Annotated in this window: 13 protein-coding genes; 4 read left to right on the top strand and 9 right to left on the bottom strand. The window is 57.7% G+C overall.

Annotated features, from left to right (window positions below):
• Both AUC43_RS02285 and AUC43_RS02280 read left to right on the top strand, forming a co-directional pair.
• On the top strand, nucleotides 1–630 hold the full coding sequence (locus AUC43_RS02285; RefSeq protein ID WP_233254085.1) for an OmpH/Skp family outer membrane protein: 630 nt from the start codon (nucleotides 1–3) through the stop codon (nucleotides 628–630).
• 74 nt (nucleotides 631–704) lie between these two features.
• A complete protein-coding gene (locus AUC43_RS02280; protein WP_068189337.1) occupies nucleotides 705–1,766 on the top strand; it encodes an RluA family pseudouridine synthase in 1,062 nt (353 codons plus the stop codon).
• Nucleotides 1,767–1,842: 76 nt separating this feature from the next.
• Here AUC43_RS02280 and AUC43_RS02275 read toward each other — a convergent pair whose 3' ends face one another.
• The 9 genes from AUC43_RS02275 to mazG all read right to left on the bottom strand — a co-directional run bounded on the left by AUC43_RS02275 (nucleotide 1,843) and on the right by mazG (nucleotide 10,179).
• Nucleotides 1,843–3,483 (bottom strand): tetratricopeptide repeat protein, encoded by a 1,641-nt coding sequence (locus tag AUC43_RS02275; RefSeq protein WP_068189334.1) that lies wholly within the window; start codon nucleotides 3,481–3,483, stop codon nucleotides 1,843–1,845.
• Between the two features lie 56 nt (nucleotides 3,484–3,539).
• On the bottom strand, nucleotides 3,540–4,535 hold the full coding sequence (locus AUC43_RS02270; RefSeq protein ID WP_068189331.1) for a PstS family phosphate ABC transporter substrate-binding protein: 996 nt from the start codon (nucleotides 4,533–4,535) through the stop codon (nucleotides 3,540–3,542).
• On the bottom strand, nucleotides 4,528–4,800 hold the full coding sequence (locus tag AUC43_RS02265; RefSeq protein ID WP_068189323.1) for a hypothetical protein: 273 nt from the start codon (nucleotides 4,798–4,800) through the stop codon (nucleotides 4,528–4,530). The genes AUC43_RS02270 and AUC43_RS02265 overlap by 8 nt, the downstream gene beginning before the upstream one ends.
• 185 nt (nucleotides 4,801–4,985) lie before the next feature.
• Nucleotides 4,986–5,804 carry an energy transducer TonB gene (locus AUC43_RS02260; RefSeq protein ID WP_068189321.1) on the bottom strand — a complete coding sequence of 273 codons (819 nt, stop codon included), beginning with the start codon at nucleotides 5,802–5,804 and terminating at the stop codon, nucleotides 4,986–4,988.
• Nucleotides 5,805–6,032: 228 nt separating this feature from the next.
• Nucleotides 6,033–6,860, bottom strand: coding sequence for an energy transducer TonB (locus AUC43_RS02255; protein ID WP_233254084.1), 828 nt, complete (start codon nucleotides 6,858–6,860; stop codon nucleotides 6,033–6,035).
• Nucleotides 6,857–7,393: an ExbD/TolR family protein gene (locus AUC43_RS02250; protein ID WP_068189315.1), complete on the bottom strand. Its 537-nt coding sequence runs from the start codon at nucleotides 7,391–7,393 to the stop codon at nucleotides 6,857–6,859. The genes AUC43_RS02255 and AUC43_RS02250 overlap by 4 nt, the downstream gene beginning before the upstream one ends.
• Nucleotides 7,394–7,449: 56 nt before the next feature.
• Nucleotides 7,450–8,082, bottom strand: a complete 633-nt coding sequence (locus AUC43_RS02245) for an ExbD/TolR family protein (RefSeq protein WP_068189312.1) — start codon at nucleotides 8,080–8,082, stop codon at nucleotides 7,450–7,452.
• Between the two features lie 89 nt (nucleotides 8,083–8,171).
• On the bottom strand, nucleotides 8,172–9,053 hold the full coding sequence (locus AUC43_RS02240; RefSeq protein WP_068189308.1) for a MotA/TolQ/ExbB proton channel family protein: 882 nt from the start codon (nucleotides 9,051–9,053) through the stop codon (nucleotides 8,172–8,174).
• Nucleotides 9,054–9,321: 268 nt separating this feature from the next.
• Entirely contained in the window at nucleotides 9,322–10,179 is an 858-nt protein-coding gene (mazG, locus tag AUC43_RS02235) for a nucleoside triphosphate pyrophosphohydrolase (RefSeq protein WP_068189305.1), read from the bottom strand.
• A 73-nt stretch (nucleotides 10,180–10,252) separates the two neighbouring features.
• Here mazG and glmM point away from each other — a divergent pair, with 73 nt between their 5' ends.
• Entirely contained in the window at nucleotides 10,253–11,650 is a 1,398-nt protein-coding gene (gene glmM, locus AUC43_RS02230; RefSeq protein WP_068198102.1) for a phosphoglucosamine mutase, read from the top strand.
• Between the two features lie 154 nt (nucleotides 11,651–11,804).
• Nucleotides 11,805–12,974, top strand: a complete 1,170-nt coding sequence (locus tag AUC43_RS02225; protein ID WP_068189300.1) for a cysteine desulfurase family protein — start codon at nucleotides 11,805–11,807, stop codon at nucleotides 12,972–12,974.
• Nucleotides 12,975–13,123 lie beyond the last annotated feature (149 nt).

Genomic DNA, 13,123 nt, shown 5'->3' with positions numbered 1-13,123 from the left:
GTGAAAATCTTTCGTCTGACGCTCGCCGCCGCTCTGCTGACCGCCGGAACCCTGGCTGCCACTTCTGCGCAGGCCCAGGCCCCCTTGAAAATTGGCTATACCGACGTGCAGTACGTGTTGGCCCAGATGCCCGAAAGCAAGCAAATTGAATCGGAGCTCAAGACGTATAATGACCAGCTCGCTGCTCAGCTGAAAAGCAAAAGCGGCGAATTCGAAACGAAGCTGAAAGCTTACCAGCAGGGTGGCCCCACCATGACGGATGTAGTTAAAGCCGACAAAGAGAAGGAATTGCAAGGGCTGCAGCAGTCCATTCAGGAGTTCCAGCGCAGCGCCGAGCAGTCGTTGCAGCAGAAGCAGCAAACCCTGCTGAAGCCGGCCCTGGACAAGCTCCAGAAAAACATCGACATTGTCGCCAATGAAAACGGCTTCACCTACATCTTCAATTCCGATGGCGGTGGAAGCCCCCTGTTGCTGCACGCTCCCAAGGATGGCGACATTTCCGACTTGGTGCTGAAGAAAATGGGCATCACCCCCGGCGCCGCTGCTCCCATCAAATCGGGTCCGGTAGCAACGCCGGCGCCTGCCGCAGCTCCAGCGGCAAGCAAAACCAAAACGAAGACCAAGAAGTAAGCGGCACTCGCCGCTTGATAGCAGAAAAGCCGGAGCGTTTGCTTCGGCTTTTTTCATATGTAAATGCGTCAGGTATGATAAGCAATGAATTAGACGCCGAAGACTTGGAGGGCGTCGACCCGGATGAAATCGAAGGAGGTGACGAGCTTTATGAGCACCACCGCATCGTCGTGGACCGGGGGCAGGAGCTGCTGCGCATCGACAAGTTCCTGCAGGCTCGGCTGCGCAACACGTCGCGCAATAAAGTCCAGGAAGCTATTCGCGCCCTGGCGGTGGAAGTAAACGGCGTTCCGGTTAAGCCCAATTATCGGGTGAAGCCGCAGGACACCATCACCATCACCCTGCCCGAGCCGCCGCGCGACGACCGGGTGGTGCCCGAGGAAATGGCCTTGGACATCCGCTATGAGGATTCGGAACTGCTGATTGTGAACAAGCCAGCCGGGCTGGTGGTGCACCCCGCCTACGGCCATTGGCAGGGCACACTGGTGAATGGATTGGCCCACCACCTAGCCAACCTGCCCACGGGCCGCAACGGCGAAATACGACCGGGCTTGGTGCATCGCATCGATAAGGACACGTCGGGCCTGCTGGTGATTGGCAAAACGGAATTTGCTATGACGCACTTATCAAACCAGTTTTTTCACCATACCATCCAGCGCAGCTACCTGGCCTTGGTGTGGGGCACGCCACCCGGCCCAACGGGCACCATTCGGGGCCATATTGGCCGTAGTGTGCGCGACCGTAAGGTACAGGCAGTATTTCCCGGTGGGGAACAAGGCAAGCCCGCTGTGACGCACTATGAGGTGCTCGAAAGCTTTGGGCCGGTAACCCTGGTGCGGTGCGTGCTCGAGACCGGCCGAACCCACCAGATTCGGGCGCATATGCAGTACATCGGCCACCCGCTCTTTTCGGATGCTACTTATGGGGGCGACCGCATTCGGGTGGGCCAGAACACGGGCAGCTACCGGATGTTTGTCGAGAATGCTTTTCAGCTGATGCCTAGGCAAGCGCTGCACGCCCGCTCCCTGGGCTTTGTGCACCCTACTTCCGGCAAGCAGATATTCTTTGAGGTGGAGCTCCCAGACGATTTTGCCGCAGTGCTCGAGAAGTGGCGGGCGTGGGCATCGGCTTCTTAGGTGTTAGTAAATCATGATACATAAAAAAGCCCCGACGTATCACGTCGGGGCTTTTTTATGTATCTGCTCGGCTCAACTACTTTTTCTTGACAGTAGTTTTAGTCGTCGTTTTCTTAGCAGTGGTCGTAGCACGAGGCTTTGCCTTAAGAATGCTGATGTTGTTAGCAGCGCCCTTGTTCTCGGGGTCCATGGCCAGCACTTGCTCAAAGTAGCCCAGCGCGGCAGCTTTGTCGCCTTTCTGGAAGTTGTACACACCGAGGTAGCCATTGGCTTCTACCACGCCTTCCTTGAACTTAGCAGGGTCAGCGCCTTCGGCTTTCGACAGCTCGATGTATTTCTCATAGTAAGGCTTGGCCAGGCCCTGTTTGGCTTCGGGGTCGATGTACGAATTCACCTTGGCGCGGGCCAGGTAGCCGGGGGCGTACGTGGGCTTCGCGGTGAGGATGATGTTGTACACACTATCGGCGCGGGTATACTGCTTGTCGCCGGTGAGGGCTGTAGCCAAGCGGAACTGGTCCGTCAGGTCGCCTTTGCAGTTGATCAGCTTATACTTGTACACGTTAGCTGCACCTTTGTAGTCCTTCTGGTTGGCATAGATAGCCGCTAGGTCGTTCTGCAGATCGCAGCCTTTGGAAGGGTCTTTGGCAATGATTTGCTTGATAAGCGCTACTGCCTCGGGACCACGGCCGGTTTTGCTCATGATTTTGGCCTGGTAAGCATAGTCTTCGGGGATAAGCTTATCAGCCGGAGCTACTTTCAGGTAAGTATCCATGGCCGTAGCAGCACCGGCATAATCACCAGTTTCATACAGCAAGTAGGGCTTCAGGCGGTTCATGGTGAGGTTCTTGGGGTCGCTCTGCAACACCTTGTTCACCTCGGCCAATGCTTCGGGGTACTTCTTGGTCAGGTACAGGAACGATGCATACTGGGCATCGGTAGCCGACGACTTCTCAGCCAAGCCAATGTACTTCTGGAAGCTGCTCAGGGCCAAGTCGTACTGGCCGGCGTAATAGTACATGTCAGCCAGCTCGCGGTAGGCAGGAGCGTAGCTGGGGTCCAGCTCAACGGCTTTGTTCAGGCTTTCCCGGGCAGCGTTGAAGTTGCGCGAACGCACGCTCAACGCACCTTTTTTGTAGTAGGCCTGGGCGTAGCTTGGGTTGGCTGCAATGGCCCGGTCGTAGCTGGTCATGGCTTCGCCACCGCCTTGGTCAGAGTGGAGGAAAACGTCGCCGCGAGCAACCATCAGCGCCGGGTCATCCTTTTTGATGACGGTCTGGGCGGCATTCAGGTAGTTTTGGGCTTTGTTGATGTCCTTCACTTCAGACTCTCCATAAGCCTGCGCAATCATGGTCAGGACCTTGGCGTCTTTGTTTTTTGTGGCTTTCGCGGCCGCGTCAAACTGAGCTTCGGCTGGGCCCACTTCGCCTTTGGCTAACAGGGCCCGTCCGGCTGCTACTTTGCCAAAAGGCGAAGTGCCCGAGGCTCTGTTAAAGTAAAAAGCAGCCGAGTCCGGCATGTCGCGCATCTGATACAGACGGCCAAGTTCGAAGGCGGCTTCAGGCGAAGAGCCGGGGCGCAACATAGCGCGGGCTTCGTTGAAACGACCCAGCTCAATGGCGCGTTGGGCGGTTTGCACGTTTTGGGCGGTGGCTGCCGTAGTGCCGGCTATCATGGCGATAGCAACGAGCAGCGGCTGTTTCCAGGGCTTGAAACTCATAGGAAAAGGGAATGGATGAAAAAGCTGTAGTAAAAGTTGGTACGCGCAAAAGGCGCTTACAGTTTAGGGGTCGTCATGATGCGGGCCTGCATCTGAGCTGGCAGCAACCCTGACTTCTGAAATATCAGCTGCCCATTTTTGCCTGCCACGAAAGATGCAAACCCCGTGCCTAACCCCGCGCGCGCCTCTCGGCTGATGACGTAAAGGTTGCGCCGAAGCGGGTAATTCTGCAAATCGGGATATTGAGCCATTTGCTCCGGCGTCTTCTCGGCCAAGTATACTTGGTAAGGCTGAATGTAATCGGCGGGTTTGGGGTGGGGCCGGGCCGTAATGCTGGCCACGCGCACTTTGTTGGCAAACTTCATGGCTGTCGGGTCGTCCCGGTCAGAAATCCAGTTGACTCCCACGATGCCAATGGCGTTCGGATGCGTAGAAACGTAATCCAGCAGGGCCGGATTCGATGACGCCGCGAATACCCGCGTGGTCAAGGGTTTGCCGTGCGTCACGGAATCGCGCACGAAGCGAGCGGTGCTGCTGCGGTTCGCATCAAATACCACGTTGATGTCGGCCAGCCCCTTCTTGCCGCTTACCTGGCTCCAGTTGCTGATTTTCCCAGTGAAGATGTCAGCCAATTGAGCTACCGTCAACAGCGAGTCCGGGTTGGCGCGGTTCACCACAATGGCCAGGCCATCGATGCCGATGCGCGTGGTGCGCGGGATGATGTTCTGCTTCACAAAATCGGCCTTTTCCTCCGCGTTCAACTCCCGGGCTACCACGGCCACCTTCACCTTGTCGTTGATGAGGTCCAGCATCACCTTTTCTTCGGGCTGGAAGCTCATTTTCACGTGCGCGTTGGGGTAGAGCTTCGAAAACGTGTCTATCTGCGCCTGCAGGATAGGGGCGAAGGTCTCGTCTACGCTCACGGCCACGGTGCCACTGGTAGGCGTGTCCTGTGCCCCCGGTGAGCCGGGTCCATTGCAGGCGGCAACGGTAAAGGCACCGGCCAGTACCGCAGCGGCGCCGGTGGTCAGAAGGTGAGCGCGCTTAGTCATGGTCGTTGGAAGAAGTGTTTTTACGAAAGTGAGTCTGAAAGCCCCGGCCGAACCGGAGCAATCCATAAAGGAGGAATACTGTGCCCAGTACGCGGCGGCCGGTGGGGCCTAGTTGAAGCAGGCCACCGCCCGCTGGCTGGTCGGCCGACCACCATAGCCAGATGCCTAGTCCTATATATACCAGAGCCATCGCCAGCACAAAGTAACGCACCAGCCGTTGGGGCGACTTGCCGAGCCGTTCTTCGGTTGTTGGAATGTTGAGCATAAACAGGAAAAATTTAAGAATGAATATGTTATAAAACCAATAACCTGCCCCTAAAGGTTCGGCCGAATAGTAGACTATCCCTGAACTGGCTCACAAAAAAGCCGAAAATTAGCCGCTTTTCATAGCTGCGGCCAACTTTCGGCTTTCGTCAGGCGCATTCCTGCCGGTAGGGAAGGCCGGCGCGCCTATTCGTACTGGAACGTGATGGGTAGCGTGAACCGCACGGGAACCGAATGATGGTTTTGTATGCCGGGCGTCCAGGCGGGCATTTCGCGCACCACCCGGGCCGCCGCTTCCTCCGTACCGTAGCCGAGCCCTTTCAGCACCACCACGTCGCCAATAGAGCCATCGGCCTGCACCACGAAGGTCACGTACACCTTGCCCGAAACCTGGGCGGCTAGCGCGGCCGCGGGGTAGCGCAGGTGCTTCTGCAAGTAGCGCTGCAAGGCCGAGCGCCCGCCCACGAAGTCAGGCATCACCTCGGCCGTCAGAGCCGGCGCTGGGGCTGGCTCAACTGTTGGCTTCGCCGAGTCTACTCCTGGCGTAGTAGCTGGGCCCGTTCCCGCACTAGCCCCGGTTAAGTTCTCGGCCCCCGGCGTGGCGGGGCCCGCCTTGCCCACATCCTGTGGCAAGGCTGGTTCCACGGTGGGCTTTACCTCAGGGTCGGGCACCACGTGGGTTTTAATCTCGGCATGCGGCGTAACCGTGACGGCGGGATGGCTAGCAATCGGTGGCAGCATCGGCTTCACTTTCGGCAACTCGTAAATTTTGGGTTGAACTGGTTCCGACCCGGAAAAAAGTGGGGGCGCCACAACTACCTCAGGCAAGAAGTAGCGAACAGCCAGCGGCAGCAGCAATAGCACCGCGCAAGCCGTGACGGCGATGAGCAGCGCTGAGCCTAAATGGCGCTGGTAGGAGCGGCGCAGCTGAAACGCGCCGTAGGCTTGGTTGCGACCCTCGAAGACGATGTCATCGAGCGAGCCATGAGTGAGGAGCGAGAACATAGAGGCAGCAATGGGTTGAAGTGAGAGAAATCAAACCCAAGCCACGCAGGCGGGGGCCCTCCGCTACTGGCTTGCTCCAGCACAACGACTTACTGTTTTAAATTAGTATGCAAGCATACATAAATCTTATTGTCATTGGGAGTGGTACGCCCAAAGAAAAACCCCGGACCGAGCCGTGAGGCCCAATCCGGGGTTTTAGCTGGTTCTGGCTTGCGCCGGAACGTTGCTTTACTGAATCTTAAAGGTGATTGGCACCGTGAACGATACGCTAACCGCGCGGCCGTTCTGCTTGCCGGGGATGAATTTAGGCAGGGTTTTCACCGCCCGAATCGTTTCCTCGTCCAAGCCGGAGCCCAGCCCTTTTACCACTTTCACATCCGAAACGTCGCCTTGGGCATTCACCGTGAAGCTAACGAAGATGCGGCCTTCTACTTGGTTGCGAAGAGCCAGCGGAGGGTACTTGGTAGCTTTCTGGATGGCTGATACGATGGCGGCGTTGCCGCCGCCGCCGGGCAGCTGGGGCATTTGCTCCACGTAGGTGTAGACTTTGTTCTCTACCACCTCCTCAACTACCTTGTCGCCTTCGCCCGAAAGCTCGGTCAGGTCCGGAGCGTCCGTGTTGCCTTTTACGGTTACGGTGGCTACGGTCTTGTCCTTCAGCTCCTCCTGGTCCGGAACCTCTTCCTTCTTCACCTCTTCATCCTTTTTCACCACTGGAGGGGTGAACTTGATGGTGGTGAGCTTGGGGGGCGGGGGTGGCGGCGCCTCGGGGGGCGGGGGCGGGGGTGGCGGCTTGGTCTCGTCCAGAGGAGGAGCATCCATCAGCACGTTCTCCTGCAGGTTCTTCTTGGGCTCCTTCGGCATCTTGTCTTTCAGATACTGCGAAATGAGCGGGAAGAAAATCAGCAGCGAGAATATCGCTGTGGCGATAATCAGGGCCCGGGTGACGTGCCGCTGGTACAAGCGGCGCAGCACATAAGCACCGTATGCCTTATTACGGCCCTCAAAAACGATGTCGTTTAAGCTGGCCTTGGCAATTTGCGCATTGTCCATCATAGGGCTGATTCTTTAATAAGGTCCAGGTCTTCTTTGGGAGCCTTCACCAGCGCGTATTTCTTCTGGTTCGTGATGTTCATCTCGTCCAGAATATCCACCATGTTTTTATACTTGGCGTCTTCGGTTGGCTTGATAAGAATGATAGGTTCCGGCTTCTGGCGCTGGCGCGTCAGCAGGACCTGCCGAATGCCGTTGGCCGAAAAGTTGGTCACCTTCATCTCCGGCTTTGGTACGGTCTTATCGGCCGGGGTGTTCAGGCCGAAGTAGTAGTACGCCTTGTTGTCTTTCCCGAGGAGGATGGTCATGGCCTGCGAGGCCTTGATTTTGGTGTCCTCCACATCGTCGGTCTTCTTCACCGGCATCGTGAGCTGCATCACGTTGGGCTTGGCGAAGGTGGTGGTCAGCATGAAGAAGGTAAGCAGCAGAAAGGCTAAGTCCACCATCGGTGTCATGTCGATTTTGGTCGACATTTTCTTGGCCCGCTTCTTTCCACCCTTGCCACCAGATTGGGCTTTTTGTTGGATTTCTGCCATGGTATTTGCTTAAGTGAATGCCATGGAAAAACAATTCCTACGGGTCAGGCTCGCAATTAGCGCGAGGCCGCCACAGGCTTGTTCTCCATGTCTGTGATGAGGTTGAAGCGGTTGATGTCCTTCTCCTGGAGCACCTTGATAACCTTCTGCACCGTGGGCACGTCCGCGTTGCCGTCGCCCTTGATGGCGATATAAGTCGGCTTGTGGAAGATGGCTTGGTTGGCACGGCGGGCTTCCAGTACCCAGTCAACCAATTGGTTGTTGAGCGAGTCGAGCGGCACACCGGGTTGCTTGTCGTTCACCTGCTTGCGGTCTTCCTTGGCCATGTCCAGGTAAGAGCCGAGCTGGCTGATGGGCAATCCAAAGTTGGGCAGGTCCCCAAACTCCTTGGCTTGCGCAGCGGTGAAGTTCACGCCGTATTTGGCGCCGACCCGCTGCAGGGCCTGGATTTTGGTTTGTTTGGCATCGACACCGAAAAACACACGCTTGTTCTTGTCGACGGTGAGCGTAATAACGTTGTTTTCGGGCAGTTTCAGCTCCGAGACGGATGACGGAGTGTCTACCACCACGGATTCCTCGGGGGCAAACTTGGTGGTGAGCATGAAGAACGTCACCAGCAAGAAGGCCAGGTCCACCATCGGCGTCATGTCGAGCGACGGCGAGGTACGGTGCGGTTTTACTTTAGGCATTGCGAGGTGGGGTTAAAAGGGGGCGATTCGCTCCAGAGAACGAATCGCCCCACGTTTTAGTGCATCAGCTTAGTGCCGACAAACGGAAATTAAACCGTCTGGGCAGGCTGCGTATTGCCGTGCTGAGCGGCAAAGGTTTGGATGATGCTGAAGCCAGCCTCGTCGATGCTGTAGGTCAGCTCGTCAATTTTGCTCGTGAAGTAGTTGTAGGCAACGATGGCCAGCGCCGACGTACCAATACCCAGAGCGGTGTTGATGAGGGCTTCCGAGATACCGTTGGCCAGTGCTACAGCGTCGGGGGTGCCGGCCTGCGCCAGAGCGGCGAAGGCGCGAATCATGCCGAATACCGTGCCGAGCAGACCTACCAGCGTAGCGATAGAAGCCAGGGTCGAGATGATAACCAGATTCTTCTCCAGCATGGGCAATTCCAGCGCGGTGCTTTCCTCGATTTCTTTCTGGATGGCCAGGATTTTCTGGTCGGTGGCCATGGTACGGTCACGGCCCATTTCGTTGTATTTCAGCAGGCCGGCTTTTACCACGTTGGCCACGGAGCCTTTCTGCTGGTCGCAAGCGGCCAGGGCACCGTTGATGTCGTTGGTGTTCAGCTTCTGGCGTACCGTGCGTACAAACGCCTCGATGCTCTTCGAGCCTTTAGCTTTGCTGATGGTCAGCATGCGCTCAATCGAGAAGGTGATTACGCAAAGCAGCATCGTCATCAGGATAGGCACGATAAAACCACCTTTGTACACCACGCCGAGGTAATCACCGGGGTTGGGGTTGTTCTCGTTGTTGCCGCCCTGGAAGTGGCTTGCATCACCTAGCACGAATTTATAAACGACAACGCTGACGATAAAGGCTAGGATAATAACCAGGACGGAGAACAGCGAGGCACCACCGCTGCTTTGGGCTTCGGCTTTGGCGGCCGTTGCGGCAGGCCGTGGGCTCGTATTCAAGGCATTTTTCTGTTCCATTGTTCTGGAGTGTTTGGGTTGTTAAATGTGAAGTAGTTGAATTGAGTGGGTAAAGAAAAAGCAAAAAGTTGGTAGGAACGCCAGGGGCTAGCAAAAGAACAATCGATAATCCCGAACCAAAAGGACTGGAATGGCACTTATCGAAGTACAAGCTACGCACGGCGCTGTCTTAGCTGGGCAAACCTAACCAAAAAGCGCGGCCCAACCAAAGAAAACTTGACCGGAGCCAACAGAAGGGCGGCAAAGAAGCGGTAGAAACGTGACAACGCTAATTAGCGCCTTTGGGTTGGGTGGGGCGTTGTTTTGCCTGTTCCCAATATATATCCATTTGCGCCAATGTCAGGTCGGCGAGGCGTTCGCCGTTGGCCGCAGCAGCACTTTCCAGATACTGAAAGCGGCTGATAAACTTGCGGTTGGTGCGTTCGAGCGCCTCCTCGGGGTTGATGCCCGCAAAGCGGGCAAAGTTGACCAGCGAAAACAGCAAATCCCCGAATTCATCGGCGGCGCGTTCGACGTCCATTTGCTCGGGCCGGCCGTGGCTGTATTCGTCGCCAAATTCCCCTAACTCCTCCTTGACTTTTTCCCAAACTTGCTCGGGCTGCTCCCAATCGAAGCCGGCTCCGCGGGCTTTTTCCTGGATACGCATGGCCTTTACCAGCGCCGGCAACGACGTGGGCACCCCCCCGAGTACGCCGGCGGTATTGCCTTTTTCCTTCAATTTTAATTGTTCCCAGTTGCGCTTTACCGCGTCCTCGTCATCGGCCTGCGCATCGCCGTAGATGTGGGGGTGGCGGTAAATCAGCTTTTCGCACTGCGCGTTGAGCACGTCGGCAATGTCGAAGGCGCCTTTTTCGGCGGCGATGCGGGCGTAAAAAAGCAAGTGCAGCATCACGTCGCCCAGCTCTTTCTTCAAATCGGGCAGGTCGTCGCGCAGAATTGCGTCGCTGATTTCGTACGTTTCCTCAATGGTGAGGTGGCGCAGCGATTGCAGCGTTTGCTTTTTATCCCAGGGGCATTCGGTGCGCAGGCGGTCCAGAACGTCGAGCAAACGGCCGAAGGCCTCAAGCTGAGCCGGGTGGCGGGCGCTGGTAAGCAGAACACTAGGTATCGAAGCAGAGTTTTCCATTGTTCCAAAGATAAATGTCGGCACCGCCAACCGGTTGCCAGTGCCTAAATTTGGCCTTTCAAAAAACTACCCCGTGACTCTCATAAAATCTATCTCCGGCATTCGTGGCACCATCGGCGGCCCTGTTGGGCAAGGCCTGACTCCTCTCGACGTGGTGAAATATGCCGCGGCGTACGGCTCCTGGGTGAAAACCCAGGCCACCGACAGCAAGCTTATCATCATCGGCCGCGACGCCCGGATATCCGGCGAAATGGTCAGCCGCCTCGTGGCTGCCACCTTGCAGGGGCTGGGCCTCGACGTGTGCGACCTGGGGCTGAGCACCACGCCCACCGTGGAAATGGCCGTGCCGGCCAAGAAGGCGGCCGGCGGCATCATCCTCACCGCCTCGCACAACCCCAAGCAGTGGAACGCGCTGAAGCTGCTGAATGCCCAGGGCGAATTCATTTCCGAAACCGACGGGCAGCAGGTGCTGGCCTTGGCCGAAAGCGAAGATTTTGAGTTTGCGGCCGTCACAAAATTGGGCCAGTACACCACCGACGCTACCTTCCTCAAAAAGCACATCAAGGCCATTTTGGCCCTGCCGCTGGTGGACGTAGAAGCCATTCGGGCCCGAAAGTTCCGGGTGGTGGTGGATGCCGTGAATTCCTCGGGTGGCTTTGCCGTGCCGCAACTGCTGGAAGCGCTGGGCGTGACCACGGTGGAAAAGCTGCACTGCGAGCCCACCGGCGACTTTGCCCACAACCCCGAGCCCCTGCCCGAGCACTTGCGCGACATTGCCAAGGCACTGGAGAAAGGCGGCTTTGACCTCGGCATCGTGGTGGACCCCGACGTGGACCGCCTGGCCCTGGTGAGCGAGAACGGCGAAATGTTCGGCGAAGAGTACACCCTAGTGGCCGTAGCCGACTACGTGCTCAAGCAACTGGGCGGCGGCAACACCGTGAGCAACCTGAGCAGCACCCGCGCCCTGCGCGACGTGACCGAAAAAGCCGGCGGCCAGTACGCCGCCGCCGCCGTGGGCGAGGTGAACGTGGTGACCAAGATGAAGGAAACCAACGCCGTGATTGGCGGTGAAGGCAATGGCGGCATCATCTACCCCGAGCTGCACTACGGGCGCGATGCCTTGGTGGGCATTGCGCTTTTCCTAACGCACTTGGCCAAGTCCGGCCTGAAGATGAGCCAGCTGCGGCGCTCGTACCCGGGCTATTTTATTTCTAAGAATAAAATTGAGCTGACCGCTGAAATCAATACCGACGACGTGTTGGCGCAGATGGAGAAGCGGTATGCCAAGCAGCCCGTGAACACGATTGACGGGGTGAAAATTGAGTTCGACAAGGAGTGGGTGCACCTGCGCAAGTCCAACACCGAGCCCATTATCCGCATCTACGCCGAGTCGGATTCGAACGCGACGGCCGACTACCTGGCACAGAAAATCATCGGCGACATCAAGGAGATTATTGCTGTAAAGGCGTAAATCTTTGTGCGGTAGGCAGAGCGGCGGCTGATTGCCTAGCGTTCTGGTTTTGGCGGCGGGTTGGTTTGGACGAAAAGTCCGACGTTTGTGTAATGATATCTTGGAAAGGCCGGGCGCACCCACGCCCGGCTTCTTCTGGTCTTACCCTTCTTATATGACACCCAACCCCTCTTCCGCCCCCGCCTTCGTTTATTTCGACAACGCCGCCACCACCCCGCTCGACCCTGAAGTGCTGGAGGCCATGCTGCCTTTCCTGAGCCAACACTACGGCAACCCAAGCAGCCTGCACGGGCCGGGCCGCCAAGTGCGGGCCGCCATCGAAAACGCCCGCAAGACGGTGGCGCACCTGCTGAATGCCGCCCCGGCCGAAATTTCTTTCACGAGCGGCGGCACCGAGGCCGATAACTACGCGGCTTTTGGCAGCATCCGCACCCTGGGGCTGAAGCACGCCATCACCTCGCCGCTGGAGCACCACGCCGTGCTGCACCCGCTGCAGGCCATGGCCAAAACCGGCGAAATTGAGCTGCATTATGTGCGGCACGACGCCCAGGGCCGTTTAGACCTGGGCCATTTGGAGGAACTGCTGGCCACGCAGCCCCGCACCTTTGTGAGCCTGATGCACGCCAATAATGAAATTGGCAACCTGAACGACATTGAGGCCATCGGGGATATCTGTGCCCGCCACCAGGCCGTGTTCCATACTGACACGGTGCAGACCATGGGCCATTATCGGCACGACGTGCAGAAGCTGAAAAACCAGTTCCTGGTAGGGTCGGCGCACAAGTTCCACGGGCCGAAGGGCGTGGGCTTTCTCTACACCCGCAGCGGCATGCAAGTGAGCCCGCTCATTCACGGGGGCTCGCAGGAGCGCAACGTGCGCTCGGGCACTGAGAATGTGTACGGCATTGTGGGGCTGGCCAAGGCCTTGGAAATAGCGATTCGCGACCTGGCGGCGCACCAAGCCCACGTGCAGGGCCTGAAGGACCGGTTCATCGAAAAGCTGCGCGCGGAGATTGACGACGTGCAGTTTAATGGCCTGTCGGCGCAAGCCGACCAGAGCCTGTACACGGTGCTGAGCGTGAGCCTGCCGCTGTCGCCCATCAACGAAATGCTGCTTTTTAACCTGGACATAAGCAAGATAGCGGCGTCTGGCGGCTCGGCTTGTACCAGCGGGGCACAGGCGGGCTCGCACGTACTCGAAGCCCTCGGCTGTGACCCCGACCGGGCCACGGTGCGTTTCTCGATGAGCAAGATGAATACCGCGGCCGAAGTGGACTACGCGGTGGCCCAACTGGCCAAGCTCTACCGGCCGGTAGCCGCCTAGCCAAAATTGTGAAGCCTCCTTAGCTGATCTATGGCCGGCTAAGGAGGTTTTCTGGGAGAAAATAGAAGCGTTGGGTGCCAGGGGCTACGGTCCGGAAAAGTAGAGCTAAAAGGGCCCGGTGCTGCGCCGCCCACGGCCCTTTTAGGCGC

The sequence above is a fragment of the Hymenobacter sedentarius genome, from assembly GCF_001507645.1.
GTDB classification, from domain to species: domain Bacteria; phylum Bacteroidota; class Bacteroidia; order Cytophagales; family Hymenobacteraceae; genus Hymenobacter; species Hymenobacter sedentarius.
This window is presented reverse-complemented; position numbering and strand designations above follow the sequence as displayed.